The sequence below is a fragment of the Halomonas sp. MS1 genome (assembly GCF_024182575.1).
Lineage (GTDB): Bacteria > Pseudomonadota > Gammaproteobacteria > Pseudomonadales > Halomonadaceae > Vreelandella.
The window spans coordinates 3607778-3621349 of sequence record NZ_CP098926.1; the positions used below are offsets into that span (position 1 = coordinate 3607778).

The 13572-nt window shown below is 51.5% G+C and carries 11 protein-coding genes; 9 read left to right on the plus strand and 2 right to left on the minus strand.

What is annotated here, in order from left to right; genetic code table 11:
• Nucleotides 1-77: 77 nt before the first annotated feature.
• From lon to NF683_RS16625, 3 genes are all read left to right on the plus strand, one after another.
• Complete coding sequence (gene lon, locus NF683_RS16615; RefSeq protein ID WP_089038314.1) at nucleotides 78-2507, plus strand: endopeptidase La; 2430 nt, start codon at nucleotides 78-80, stop codon at nucleotides 2505-2507.
• Nucleotides 2508-2701: 194 nt separating this feature from the next.
• Nucleotides 2702-2974: an HU family DNA-binding protein gene (locus tag NF683_RS16620; protein ID WP_009724302.1), complete on the plus strand. Its 273-nt coding sequence runs from the start codon at nucleotides 2702-2704 to the stop codon at nucleotides 2972-2974.
• A gap of 111 nt (nucleotides 2975-3085) precedes the next feature.
• Nucleotides 3086-4903, plus strand: a complete 1818-nt coding sequence (locus NF683_RS16625; RefSeq protein ID WP_089038313.1) for a SurA N-terminal domain-containing protein — start codon at nucleotides 3086-3088, stop codon at nucleotides 4901-4903.
• A gap of 91 nt (nucleotides 4904-4994) precedes the next feature.
• On the opposite strand, the gene NF683_RS16630 is transcribed toward NF683_RS16625, so the two are convergent.
• Nucleotides 4995-5765 (minus strand): UDP-2,3-diacylglucosamine diphosphatase, encoded by a 771-nt coding sequence (locus NF683_RS16630; RefSeq protein WP_089038312.1) that lies wholly within the window; start codon nucleotides 5763-5765, stop codon nucleotides 4995-4997.
• A gap of 13 nt (nucleotides 5766-5778) precedes the next feature.
• Nucleotides 5779-6279 (minus strand): peptidylprolyl isomerase, encoded by a 501-nt coding sequence (locus NF683_RS16635; RefSeq protein ID WP_038483952.1) that lies wholly within the window; start codon nucleotides 6277-6279, stop codon nucleotides 5779-5781.
• A gap of 156 nt (nucleotides 6280-6435) precedes the next feature.
• Between NF683_RS16635 and NF683_RS16640 the strand changes: the two genes are divergently transcribed.
• From NF683_RS16640 to NF683_RS16665, 6 genes are all read left to right on the plus strand, one after another.
• Nucleotides 6436-8115 carry a glutamine--tRNA ligase/YqeY domain fusion protein gene (locus NF683_RS16640; protein WP_089038311.1) on the plus strand — a complete coding sequence of 560 codons (1680 nt, stop codon included), beginning with the start codon at nucleotides 6436-6438 and terminating at the stop codon, nucleotides 8113-8115.
• 11 nt (nucleotides 8116-8126) lie between these two features.
• A complete protein-coding gene (gene cysS, locus NF683_RS16645; RefSeq protein ID WP_253920468.1) occupies nucleotides 8127-9518 on the plus strand; it encodes a cysteine--tRNA ligase in 1392 nt (463 codons plus the stop codon).
• A gap of 151 nt (nucleotides 9519-9669) precedes the next feature.
• Nucleotides 9670-10578, plus strand: coding sequence for a glycine betaine ABC transporter substrate-binding protein OsmF (gene osmF, locus NF683_RS16650; RefSeq protein WP_089038309.1), 909 nt, complete (start codon nucleotides 9670-9672; stop codon nucleotides 10576-10578).
• A gap of 3 nt (nucleotides 10579-10581) precedes the next feature.
• Entirely contained in the window at nucleotides 10582-11775 is a 1194-nt protein-coding gene (locus NF683_RS16655; protein WP_089038308.1) for an ABC transporter permease, read from the plus strand.
• Complete coding sequence (locus tag NF683_RS16660; RefSeq protein WP_089038307.1) at nucleotides 11772-12737, plus strand: ABC transporter ATP-binding protein; 966 nt, start codon at nucleotides 11772-11774, stop codon at nucleotides 12735-12737. The genes NF683_RS16655 and NF683_RS16660 overlap by 4 nt, the downstream gene beginning before the upstream one ends.
• Nucleotides 12727-13503, plus strand: a complete 777-nt coding sequence (locus NF683_RS16665) for an ABC transporter permease (protein ID WP_232471479.1) — start codon at nucleotides 12727-12729, stop codon at nucleotides 13501-13503. The genes NF683_RS16660 and NF683_RS16665 overlap by 11 nt, the downstream gene beginning before the upstream one ends.
• The last annotated feature ends 69 nt before the right edge of the window (nucleotides 13504-13572 follow it).

Genomic DNA, 13572 nt, shown 5'->3' on the forward strand with positions numbered 1-13572 from the left:
CGCCATGCTTTTCATACTGTGAGGTACTTGGCTAAGTACCCTTTCAAGTACTCATCCGATTTTGAGGAACGTCTGCGATGCAGCAGAACGCCGATCAGACACAATGTCTACCCCTGTTGCCTTTGCGGGATGTGGTTGTGTACCCGCAAATGGTTATTCCACTTTTTGTTGGTCGTGAGAAGTCCATCCAAGCGTTGGAAGCGGCGATGGAGGCCGACAAACGTGTGCTGCTGGTGGCTCAGCGTGAGGCCTCCCAGGATGAGCCCGATAACGCTGATCTTTATGCCATGGGCACCGTGGCCGATATCATGCAGCTGCTAAAATTGCCTGATGGCACTGTAAAAGTGCTGATTGAAGGTAATTTTCGCGCTGATGTTATTGATATTGAAGAGCACGAAACGGGCTACACCCAAGCTTACTTGGTGCCTCGCGAGAGCGAGCCGCTAACCAGTCGTGAACAAGAAGCACTGGTACGTGTGCTGCTCAACCAATTTGAGCAATACGTCAAACTGTCCAAAAAAGTGCCTAACGAGGTGCTCAATTCGCTTTCTGGAATTGAGGACCCAAGCCGCTTGGTCGACACCATCTGTGCACACTTGTCATTAAAAATAGGCGACAAGCAAGAGTTGCTCGAAATGGATCGCGTGCGTGATCGCATTGAGCACTTAATGGCGCTGATTGAGTCCGAAATTGATTTGCTGCAGGTTGAAAAGCGCATCCGCTCACGTGTGAAAGAGCAGATGGAAAAGACCCAGCGCGAGTATTACCTCAATGAGCAGATGAAGGCCATCCAGAAAGAGATGGGTGAGCTGGATAATGTGCCGAACGAGGCCGAAAAATACGAGCAAGCCATCGCTTCATCTGGAATGCCTAAAGAAGCGGCTGAAAAAGCGACTCAAGAGCTTAGTAAGCTAAAAATGATGGCTGCTAACTCGGCCGAAGCTACGGTGGTTCGCTCTTACCTGGACTGGCTAATAGCCGTCCCCTGGAAGAAGCGTACCCGCGTCAAGCACGACTTAGTGAAAGCTCAGGAAGTGCTGGATCAGGATCATTACGGCTTGGAAGAAGTCAAGGCACGCATCCTTGAATATCTTGCAGTACAAAAGCGCGTGCGCAAGATGAAAGGGCCTGTATTATGCTTGGTGGGACCCCCAGGTGTGGGTAAAACCTCTCTTGGTCAATCTATCGCACGGGCCACGAATCGTAAATATGTTCGCCTGGCGTTAGGTGGCGTACGTGATGAGTCTGAAATTCGCGGTCATCGCCGCACCTACATTGGCTCGTTGCCGGGTAAGTTGATGCAGCGGATGAGCCGTGCTGGCGTTAAGAACCCACTGTTTTTATTGGATGAAGTCGATAAACTCGGTATGGATCACCGTGGTGACCCTGCATCAGCGCTGCTAGAGGTGCTTGATCCTGAGCAAAACAATAGCTTTAGTGATCACTACCTTGAGTTGGACTACGATCTGTCAGAAACACTATTTATCTGTACTGCTAACTCAATGAATATTCCTGGTCCGCTGTTGGATCGTATGGAAATCATTCGTTTGCCGGGTTACACCGAAGATGAAAAGCTAGCGATCGCTAGGCGCTATTTGTTGCCGAAGCAGCAAGAAGCGAATGGCCTCAAAACAGAAGAGCTGGCGCTCAATGATGATGCTCTGCTAGAACTAGTGCGTTATTACACCCGTGAAGCTGGGGTGCGAGAGCTGGAGCGTCAGATCGCCAAAGTGTGCCGTAAGGTGTTGCGCGAGCGTTTAGAAGCCGAGCAGGCAACGAGTGGTAAGCAGGGTAGCCATCTGCAGGCTCAACAAGTCCTGGCAGCTGAAGATATTGAAGCCTATGCAGGCGTGCGCCGTTATAGCTACGGGTTGGCTGAGCAGGAAGACCAAGTGGGTCGTGTGACGGGGCTAGCGTGGACATCGGTTGGCGGCGAATTACTGAATATCGAATCGGTTGTGACACCCGGCAAAGGGCGTATTAACAAAACCGGCTCGCTGGGCGATGTTATGAAAGAGTCGGTGAGTGCGGCACAAACGGTCGTTAAGGCGCGTGCAAAAGAGTATGGTATTGATCCGCAACGGTTTGAGAATGAAGACTTACACATTCACGTTCCGGAAGGCGCTACGCCTAAAGATGGCCCAAGTGCAGGCATCGCCATGGTAACCGCGATTGTCTCTGCCTATACTCAACGCCCTGTGCGTTGTGATGTGGCCATGACAGGCGAAGTGAACCTACGTGGCGAAGTGATGCCCATTGGGGGGTTAAAGGAGAAATTGCTGGCAGCCCGTCGCGGTGGTATAAAGACGGTCTTAATTCCTGAGGAAAATCGTCGAGACCTCAAGGAAGTGCCAGAAAATATCAAAGGGGCACTTGATATCCGCCCCGTACAGTGGATAGATGAAGTACTGGCCGTAGCGCTACATAACGATCCAATCGACGAGAGCGTCTCGTTGAAAGGTTCTGATCCGGCTTTTAATTCAACCGTCGTAACGAGTACCCATTAAGCGTTAATACTCCATTGAGTTTTAACATTACTTAATAGTTTTGCCCAAGACCTTGAGTTGCGGGCATTTCTCGGCACTGTCGCTTGACAGGAGTTTCAAGGCATTGCTATAAAACACAGCTACGCTTTGAAGTTGCAACTAACGGTGGCAGTGCCGTTCAGAGCCATTTTTTTGAAACAGTTAAGGGGTGAAGTGTGAATAAGTCCGAGCTGATTGAAGCTATTGCCGCGTCTGCTGATATTCCTAAAGCAGCGGCAACCCGCGCATTGGATGCCATGGTGGAGTCTGTCACCGATAGCCTCAAAAAAGGCGAAAGTGTTTCACTGGTAGGTTTTGGTACTTTCGCAATTAAAGAGCGTGCTGCTCGTACTGGTCGTAACCCGCAGACCGGCCAGCCGATTGAAATTAGCGCTGCAAAAGTCCCCAGCTTCAAAGCCGGTAAAGCGCTGAAAGACGCCGTCAACTAATTGGCTCGCGTTTGCTGTAAGCTAATGGGCGCATCGCATTCGCGATGCGCCCATGTTTTTTTCTGGCCCGATAGTTAGGGCGATAGATAGCTGTGATGATCTGAGGCTAGCATGCTGCAAAGTATTCGAGATGGCTCCAGAAGCTGGGGTGCCAAAATAATTATCGGTGTCATGGTGGCTGCCATGGCGCTGTTTGGCGTGGAGTCGCTGTTTAGTGTCTTTGGCGATGACCCTAATGAAGTGGCGAGCGTTAACGGCGAACCTATCATGCGTCAGCAGGTTGAGCTTGAGGTGCAACGTGCGCTTCGCTCTGGACAGGTGCCACCAGAGCAAGAGCGAGCGCTGCGTAATGACGTTCTTGACCAGCTAATAACTCAGCAACTGCTAACGGGGTATGCGGAAGACGGTGGTGTGTTTGTTTCTGATGCCCAACTAGATCAAATGATTGTTGGTTTGCCAGAGTTTCATGATCAAGATGGTCGGTTCTCGGCTGAAATATTCCGCAACCGTCTTGCTGGTGCAGGATACACGCCAGTGGCGTTTCGTGAAGAGCTGCGTGCTGATATTAAGCGTCAGCACTTGCAGCAAGGCCTTGCGTTTAGCGACTTTAGCTTGGAAAACGAGCAGGAGCGCTTAGCTGAGCTGCAGCGCCAGCAGCGCAGTTTTCGCTATGTTTTATTAGATGCCGATGATGTAAGTGTAGAGGCGGATGTTACTGAAGCGCAAATGCAGGAATATTTCGATGCAAACCAGGCACGTTTCAAGCGTCCTGAGCAGGTGCGCGTTGAGTATGTGCTAGTTGACCGTCAAGCCATGGCGGAAAACGTTGAGGTTAACGAGCAGAGCTTGCGCGATGCGTGGCGTGAGCAGAACCGCAATGCTGATCGGCGGGTCTCGCATATTATGGTGACGTTTGGCGAAGAGCGCAGTCGCCAAGAAGCGCAAGCACACGCTAATGAGGCTCTAGAAGCCTTGAGCAGCGGTGAAACTTTCGCCGATACAGCTCTGCGTTATTCAGATGATACGGCGAGTGCTGAGGAAGGCGGCGACTTGGGGGTTATTAGTCGTGGTTTCTTTGGTGATGCCTTTGATGAAGCAGCTTTTGCTCTAGATGAAGGTGAAACATCTCAACTGGTAGAAATGGATGGTGCATTTCATATCCTTCAGGTAACAGAGCTGGTCGCACCCGCTTTTGAAGAGCAGCGTGAGGCACTTCAGCAAGATGTTGCTCTGCGTGAAGTCAATGATGAGTTCAATCAGCAAGTTCAGCGCTTAATTGATGAGAGTTTTGCTGCCGATGATCTGCAAAGCGTAGCGGATGACCTCGGGCTAACGCTAAACCAGACTGACTGGTTAGCACGCGGTGAAGGTGAGGGCGTACTTTCAGAGCCTGGGGTGCTAGATGAGGCCTTTAGTGCTGATGTGCTAGAAGAAGGCTATAACAGCGAAGTGATCGAGCTTGATGATGATCGTCGCCTTGTGCTGCGTGTTGCGGAGCATCGCGAAGCGACCCAACTCACGCTAGACGATGTGCGTGACGAAGTTGCTAACGCTGTTGTTGCTCAACAACGCCAAGAAGCGCTTGAGCAAGAGGCGGCTCGTATGATCGAGGCGGTGGAAGCGGGCGAGGCCAGCGACATTGATTGGCTTGAGGCTAGCAATATTTCGCGCCAGTCTGACAGTGGGCTTCCGCAGGCGGTAGTGCAACAGGTATTTCGTATGCCGCGTCCGCAGGAGGGCGATAGCGTTTACCGTTCTGTATCGCTGCCGGAAGGTGTTGCCATCATTGCGCTGGATAGCGTATCGGTAGGTGAAGTTGATGAGCAGCTTACTTCTTTTGTAGTGCAAATGGCTGAGCAACTTCGCGCCCAGTCTATCATTCAGGGCTTGGTAGACGACCTGCGTAGTGACGCGAAGATCGAGCGTTAATTAACGCGTTTTTATCAACCCAAAAAAGCCGGCCAAAATTGATTTGGCCGGCTTTTTTGATGGCTTTTTTGCTGATGTGCAACGTTAAGTATTAGGGTGGGTTGGCTAAGGTAAATTGGCGCAGAATAGGCATGGCGTCATGCTCTGTCGTGCGTTCAATGACGATGTCCCAGCCATGGTGAACATCCCAATCACCAAGAACAAAACGTTTTGCAGGTACCTCCTCAACCGTCAGGTCATGTACCTTTGGCCGATGGGTGTGGCCATGAATCATGGTGGTGACACCAGAGTGCGCCATCAGCGCCACCACTTCTTCGTGTGTCACGTCCATGATCGCTTCCGTTTTACTCGCGTTGGCATCGCCCGACTGCATACGCAGACTCTTGGCAAGCTCCAGCCGCTGATCAAGGGGTAAGGATAGGATTTGCGTTTGCCACTGAGGATCTCTCGACTGTTGGCGGAACGCCATGTAAGCATCATCTTTAGTGCAAAGACTATCGCCATGTAGAATAACGACAGGCACTCCTTGGAGTTCCACCGTTTGGCTTTCGGGTAGCAGAGAGGCTTGGCACTCACTGATAAAGCGCTCGCCAATCAGAAAGTCGCGATTGCCGTGCAGGAAATAAATCGCAGTTCCGTTGCTGCTTAATTTGCGTAACCGTCTGATCACTTCCCAGGCAATGTCGCTAAGAGGATGTGGTGTGTCAAGGAGATCATCTCCGATCCAGGCGTCAAACAGGTCGCCTAGAATATACAGGGCATCAGCCCCAGTAGCGGTGTGCTCTAAGTAACGATAAAACCCCTGATTAATCTCAGGGGTATCACTGCTTAGATGCATATCAGCTATCAGCAGAGTGCGCATAGAACTCCCGTAATTAGTCGGCTTCTTTTACATAGGCGCGCTCAATGATGACATCGTCTGCGGGCACGTCAGCATGCATGCCACGACGTGTGGTGCTGACGCCGCGGATGGCGTCTACCACGTCCATGCCGTCGACAACCTCGCCAAACACGGCGTAGCCCCAGCCTTGAAGACTTTTACCACTATGATTCAAGAAGCTATTGTTACCAACGTTGATAAAGAACTGCGCTGTGGCAGAGTGAGGATCTTGGGTGCGTGCCATTGCCAGGGTGCCGACCGTGTTTTGTAAACCATTGTCGGCTTCGTTCTCGATCGGATCACGCGTTGGCTTTTGGTTAAAATCTTGATCGAAGCCACCGCCCTGAACCATAAAGCCATCGATAACACGGTGGAACAAAGTGCCATCATAAAAACCATCGCGGACATATTGCTCAAAATTAGCGGCAGTTTTTGGCGCTTTTTCATGATTAAGCGCAATAGTGATGTCACCGTGGTTGGTCTGTAATACGATCATAGATAAATTCCTGTTCAATAAAGGCGTTCGCCTTGGCGCTGTGCATCGGCGTCACGTTATAATAGCGGTTTTGCTTGGCACCGCGAAGCGCAAACCCTAATAGCTTAGGCATTGGTTGCCTAGCCCGCCATCCACCATGAGGTTATCAACACCACCATGACCAACGAGACCACCCCAGCGCCGAACTTCATTCGCAACCAAGTACGCGACGAAATAGAGGGCGGCCAGGTCACCAAAATCGTGACGCGCTTTCCTCCCGAACCTAATGGCTTTTTACATATCGGTCATGCAAAGTCGATCTGTTTAAACTTCGGGTTGGCAGAGCAGCTAGGTGGTGAGTGTCATCTGCGCTTTGACGACACCAACCCCGCGAAGGAAGAACAGGCGTATATCGACGCTATCAAAGAGGACGTCAGCTGGTTAGGCTTTAACTGGGCAGGCCCAGTTCGCTTTGCTTCTGATTATTTCGACCAGCTTTATGCGTGGGCACAACATCTTATTCGCGAGGGCAAAGCTTACGTTGATGATCTTTCTCCAGATGAAATTCGCGAATACCGTGGCACACTCACGGCACCGGGTAAGCCAAGTCCTTACCGCGAGCGCAGCGTTGACGAAAACCTAGATTTGCTGGAACGCATGCGTAACGGCGAGTTTGGCGAAGGCGAAAAAGTACTGCGTGCAAAAATTGATATGGCGTCGCCCAATATCAATCTTCGCGACCCGATCCTTTACCGTATTCGCCATGCCAGCCACCATCAAACAGGTGACAAGTGGAAAATCTACCCGTCGTACGATTTTACCCATGGCCAGTCTGACGCCATCGAAGGCATTACCCATTCAATCTGTACGCTAGAGTTTGAAGACCATCGCCCGCTTTACGAGTGGTTTTTGAATAACTTGCCGGTTCCCGCCAAGCCGCGCCAAATCGAGTTTGCTCGACTTAATTTGGATTACACCCTCACTTCGAAGCGCAAGCTGAAACTGCTGGTTGACGAGCAGATTGTTGATGGCTGGGACGACCCGCGTATGCCAACTATTTCAGGTATGCGTCGTCGCGGCTATACGCCAGCGTCCATTCGCAAGTTCTGTGAGATGATTGGTGTTACGCGCGCCGATGGCGGTTTGGTGGATATTGCCATGCTAACGCATGCGATTCGCTCTGATCTTGAGGACAATGCGCCGCGGGCAATGTGCGTATTGAAACCCCTTAAGGTGGTACTGACCAACGTTCCTGAAGACCATGAAGAAGTGTATGACGTGCCTGGGCACCCTGCGCGAGAAGATATGGCGGTGCGTAAGGTGCCGTTTAGTCGCGAGCTGTATATTGACCAAGACGACTTCATGGAAGACGCGCCCAAAAAGTTTTTCCGTTTAGCGCCCGGCAAAGAAGTCCGCCTGCGTAACAGCTACGTGATTCGTTGTGATGACGTTGTTAAGAACGAAGCCGGTGACGTGACGGAACTGCACTGTTCGGTGGATTTCGATACGCTGGGTAAAAACCCTGAAGGCCGCAAGGTGAAAGGCGTGATTCACTGGGTGAGTGCCGCCCATGGTGTACCGATGGAAGTGCGCTTGTATGACAATTTGTTCACGGTTGAACAGCCGGATCGTGACAAAGATGTCGACTTCCTCGAACACCTGAACCCCGACTCCTTGGCGGTATGCCACGCCATTGGCGAGCCCAGTTTGGCGGATGCTGCTCCAGAAGATCGCTTCCAGTTTGAGCGGGTGGGCTATTTCTGCGCTGACCGTCATGCTTCCAAGCCAGGGCAGCTGGTGTTTAATCGTACCGTTGGGTTGAAAGATAGCTGGGCGAAAATCAAACAGAAGGGCTAAGGAATCGTCATATGCACATTTATAATACGCTGACACGCCGTAAAGAACCGTTTACCCCGCTAGTGGCGGGTAAAGTCAGCATGTATGTCTGCGGTATGACGGTGTATGACTACTGCCACCTTGGCCACGCGCGGGTCATGGTGGCCTTCGATGTGATAACCCGCTATCTGCGTTATCGCGGTTATGATGTTACTTATGTCCGTAACATCACCGACATTGACGATAAAATTCTCAAGCGTGCCGAAGAGAATAACGAATCGATTAGCGTACTCACTGAGCGCATGATTCAGGCAATGCACGAAGACGAAGCACGTCTTGGGGTATTGCCCCCAAGCCATGAGCCTCGGGCGACAGGTCATATCGATGACATTGTTGCCATGATTGAGACGCTGATTAAGAAAGACTTTGCTTATGCTGCTGCCAATGGTGATGTGTATTATCGGGTACGCAAGTTCGCTGATTACGGCAAGCTAAATAATCGTCAACTTGATGACATGCGTTCCGGTGCCCGGGTCGAGGTTGATGTTCATAAAGAAGACCCGCTTGATTTTGTGCTTTGGAAAGCCGCTAAACCGGGCGAAGCACACTGGCACTCTCCTTGGGGCAATGGCCGTCCTGGATGGCACATTGAGTGCTCAGCAATGTCGACATGCTGCTTAGGCGATACCTTCGATATTCATGGTGGTGGTCCTGACCTTACGTTTCCTCATCATGAAAACGAAATTGCCCAATCAGAGGCAGCGACTGGTAAAACCTACGTCAACACCTGGATGCATGCCGGGGCTGTGCGGGTTAACCAGGAAAAGATGTCAAAATCGCTGGGTAACTTTTTTACCATCCGTGATGTGTTGGCAGGGCATGATCCGGAAGTCGTGCGTTTCTTGCTAGTGGCTAGCCACTACCGTAGCCCCATTAACTACTCGGTAGATTCTCTCCATGAGGCCCGCAAATCGCTGACGCGCTTTTACACAGCATTAGAAGGTGTGGAAGTGTCATCTAGCGGTGACGGTGATGAGGCAGGCTATGTTGAGCGTTTCACCACGGCGATGGATGACGACTTTAATTCGCCTGAGGCGTTAGCGGTATTATTTGATCTGGCGCGGGATCTCAATCGCGCTAAGAGCGAGTCGCCAGAAAAAGCGCAGCGTTTAGCATCGGAATTAACACGTCTAGCGGGTGTGCTAGGGCTTTTGCAGCAAGATCCTCAGACCTTTTTGAAAGGTAATCAGCAGCAGGTAGCGCTGAGTGAGACTGAGATTGAGGCTAAAATAGCACAGCGTAAAGACGCAAAAGCCAATAAAGATTTTGCTCAGGCAGATGCTATTCGAGATGAACTAGCGAGTTTGGGTATTATCCTGAAGGATTCCCGTGAGGGAACAACCTGGGTGATTGAAGCGCCTTAAGTGTTACCGATGTTGAGCGTGATGACAGTGGGGGGCATTGAATAGAAACGTTGTAGATGTCAGGCGCCGTTGATATGGCGTCTGACGTCAATGTCGTTGGCTCTTATACTGAGATAATACCTCCAAGACGCTAAATAATAGGATGACCACTATGCGCTTTACTCTAAAACCGACCATCGCCGCTTGCTTGTCAGCCATTACTTTTTCGACTGCTTACGCCAGCGACCCTGTTGTCGTGTCCTCCAAAATCGACACAGAAGGGTCCGTGCTGGGTGAGCTGATTATTCAAACGCTAGAACGGGGCGGTGTGACTACAGAAGATCGCCTACAGCTAGGTGGCACCAGCGTTGTGCGTAGTGCGCTTGAAGCGGGAGAAATCGACCTTTATCCCGAATATACCGGTAATGGCGCTTTTTTCTTTGATATGACTGACAGCCCTGTCTGGAATAGTGCAGAGGATGCTTACCAGACTGTTAAAGAGCGCGATGCGGCGCAGGGGCTGATATGGCTGAAGCCTGCTAGCGCTAATAACACCTGGGCCATGAGTATTCGTGAAGACGTGGCGACGGCCAACGGCTTAACGACCCTTGATGATCTTGCCGACTATGTTAACCAAGGCGGCGAGTTTAAATTCGCAGCGAGTGCAGAATTTGTAGAGTCCGCTCAGGCATTGCCGGCATTCCAGGATGCCTATGGGTTCGAACTGAGCGATGATCAACTGCTTGTGCTGTCCGGTGGTAATACGGCGGCTACTATGCGAGCCGCTGCCCAACAAACAAGCGGTGTTAATGGTGCCATGACCTATGGCACCGATGGTGGCTTAAGTGCGCTTGGGCTGGTTGTTTTAGAAGATATTAAGGGGGTTCAGCCGGTATATCAGCCGTCGCCAGTGGTGCGTGCCGAAGTGCTGGATGCCTACCCTGAAATTGAGACGCTACTCAACGACGTATTTGCAACCCTTGACCTTGTGACGTTGCAAACGCTCAACGCAGATGTCGCGGTGAATGGTTTCTCGCCTGATCAAGTCGCAAGCGACTATCTTGATAGCCTGGATGACTAATGAATGTCGCAGATAGACGCTTTGCCATCGCCACCCAGTCAATATGGGCATTTAAACTCAGTACTGATATGTTTAAGTGCCGCTATGTTAGGAGCCTCTTGGCTACTGGGTCTTGTTAGCGTCGCGCCTAATAGAATTGTAGCGGGTACATCTTATGGCTTAGTACATGCGATTGGGTGGCCCGGTGCGCTGCTTGTTTCCTTGCTATTTATCGCTATGGGCGGCTTGGCTATTAAGCCAAGCCGTCTTCATAGCTATGCTCAGCTCTGTATCATTACCCTGACACTCTTATTGATGCCATTCGGGCTTATGGTAGCAGGCCACTGGCTGATTGATCCCACTCTGCCGCAAGCGCGTTTAGGTATTGGTGCTGCCTATTGGGTCGTGCTTTTTTTACTTTTATTGTGCCTAGTGGAAGTGCGTTTACGTTTGGGGTTGTCGCGCTTATGGACCACCCTATTGCTCAGCAGCGTGGGGGGAGCGTGGCTGCTTTGTGCCGCCTTATGGCTTGAAAATTTAGCCCTTGTTCAGGAGTTTCAAGCGCGCGACCAGCAATTTTATCGTGCCATGCTGCAACATGTGGTACTGGTCGGCATAGCGGTGAGCGTTAGTATCGTAGTTGGTTTAGTGCTCGCTATGCTAATGCGACGTTACCAACGTCTACAACGAATAGCGTTTGCATGGCTGAACTTCCTGCAAACGATTCCGAGCTTGGCTCTGTTTGGTCTACTGCTGGCTCCGCTTGCTTGGCTAGCTGCTAACGTACCTGTTTTAGCCCAGTTGGGGGTTAGCGGTATCGGCGCCACCCCCGCATTGATGGCGCTCATTGCCTATAGCCTGTTACCCATGGTGCGCAATACTTATATTGCGCTTGATGAAGTCGACCCTGAAACCTTAGATGCTGCTAAGGCGATGGGTATGCGTCCGTATCAGCGCTTCTGGCAGGTAAGATTTCCTTTGGCGCTGCCAATACTATTAGAAGGCGTGCGAATCACCGCTGTTCAAGCGATTGGATTAACGGCCGTTGCTGCGTTGATTGGGGCGGGTGGGCTTGGCACGTTCATTTTTCAGGGGTTGGGCCAAGCGGCTATGGACATGGTGTTGCTTGGCGCGCTGCCTATTTTAGTCTTGGCACTTATTGTAGATGCTAGTTTGGGGGCGTTAGCCGACGCGCTTCGCCCCGGAGGACATAAATGATAGAGCTTTCCCATGTGTCGAAGCACTTTGGCGAAGACACAGCGGTAGACGACATATCCTTACACGTCGCGAAAGGAAAGTTCTGTGCGCTGGTAGGGTCGTCAGGCTGCGGAAAATCAACGACGCTACGTATGATAAATCGTTTGATTGAGCATAGTAGCGGCGACATTATCATCGACGGACAGGCAATAGGCCACTATGACCCGGTTAAGCTTCGCCGCCGTATCGGCTATGCGATCCAGAGTACTGGCCTGTTTCCCCATTGGACGGTAGCGCACAACATTGGGCTGGTACCGCGTTTGCTAAAATGGCCTGCCGCTGATGTTAAAGCACGCGTCGAAGAGTTAATGCGTCTATTAGGCCTTCCCACGGAAGAGTTTGCCCATAAGTATCCTCACCAGCTCTCTGGCGGCCAGGCGCAGCGGGTAGGCGTTGCGCGCGCATTGGCGGCAGATCCTGATATTTTGCTGATGGATGAGCCTTTTGGAGCGCTAGACCCGATTACTCGAGAAAAGCTTCAGGACGAGCTGGCAAAGCTTCAGGCGCGGCTGCATAAAACCGTGGTGTTCGTGACTCACGATATGGATGAAGCGCTCAAACTGGCAGATCATTTAGTCGTTATGCGCGAAGGGCGTATTGTGCAGCAGGGGTCACCGCTAGCGCTGCTTCAAACCCCCGCCGATCCGTTTGTTGAGTCGCTATTGGGAGGGTTGGAGCGTGGTTTAAAGCAGGCTGCCTTAACACGCGTTAAAGACCACATGTCATCGCTTGGGCAGACACTGCCTGCCCAGTCGCGTATTCCGGGTGATTTTTCACTGCGCCAAGCGCTTTCAATGATGCTGCGTGACCACTGCGATAGGCTGACGGTTGTCGACCAGCATGATATGCCGATTGGTGAGTTATCGCTGCGCAAAGTGGTCAAAGAGGCCCAGTTAGACAAGGTGAGTCACCGTGACGCGTGATCGTAACCGTGGTGAATCATCGATAGCAGCAGGCCCGCGCTGGCTATGGCCTATTGGTTGGGCACTCTTGCTGCTGATAGGGGTATTGGGTATCTCGGCGTTAGAGCCTGTATTTCGTTGGCTGGAGCCCGACGCCCGTCAGGTGATTTATTCCCGCGCTGATTTTGCTTCTCTGCTGGCAAGGCACGTGTTTGTTGTTGGAATCGCAGCTGTCATTACGATATGTCTAGGCGTATTGGCCGGCATCGCAGTCACTCGCCAATGGGGGCGAGACTTCTTACCTCTGGTCGGGCAGTTGGCTTCACTGGGCCAGACTTTTCCTCCTGTGGCGGTGCTTGCCCTGGCAGTTCCTGTATTGGGTTTTGGAACATTGCCGATTATCGTGGCGCTAATGCTCTATGGCTTATTACCGATTGTGCGAAACACGCTTGCCGGGCTGCAGGATGTAGATGCGAGTCTTAAACAGGCGGCGTTTGCCATGGGGATGACCCCTTGGCAGGTATTAACTCGCGTTGAGCTTCCATTAGCCACACCAGTAATTCTGGCCGGTATCCGAACATCGGTAACCATTAATATTGCCACAGCGGCTATAGGGGCAACGGTAGGCGCCAGTAACTTAGGCGACCCGATCATAGCAGGTATCGTGAATGGCAATATGGCGTATGTTTTACAAGGTGCGCTGTTGATCGCGTTACTCGCGTTGACCGTCGATAGTCTATTTGATGCGTTGCAACAACAGCTGCGCACTCGTCTATCTGCGTCTTAAGTTGTATCCCTAAAAGTAGCAGACTGCGTTACTGTCCTTGTGTTGCGTTGATCGAGGTGACACTAACCT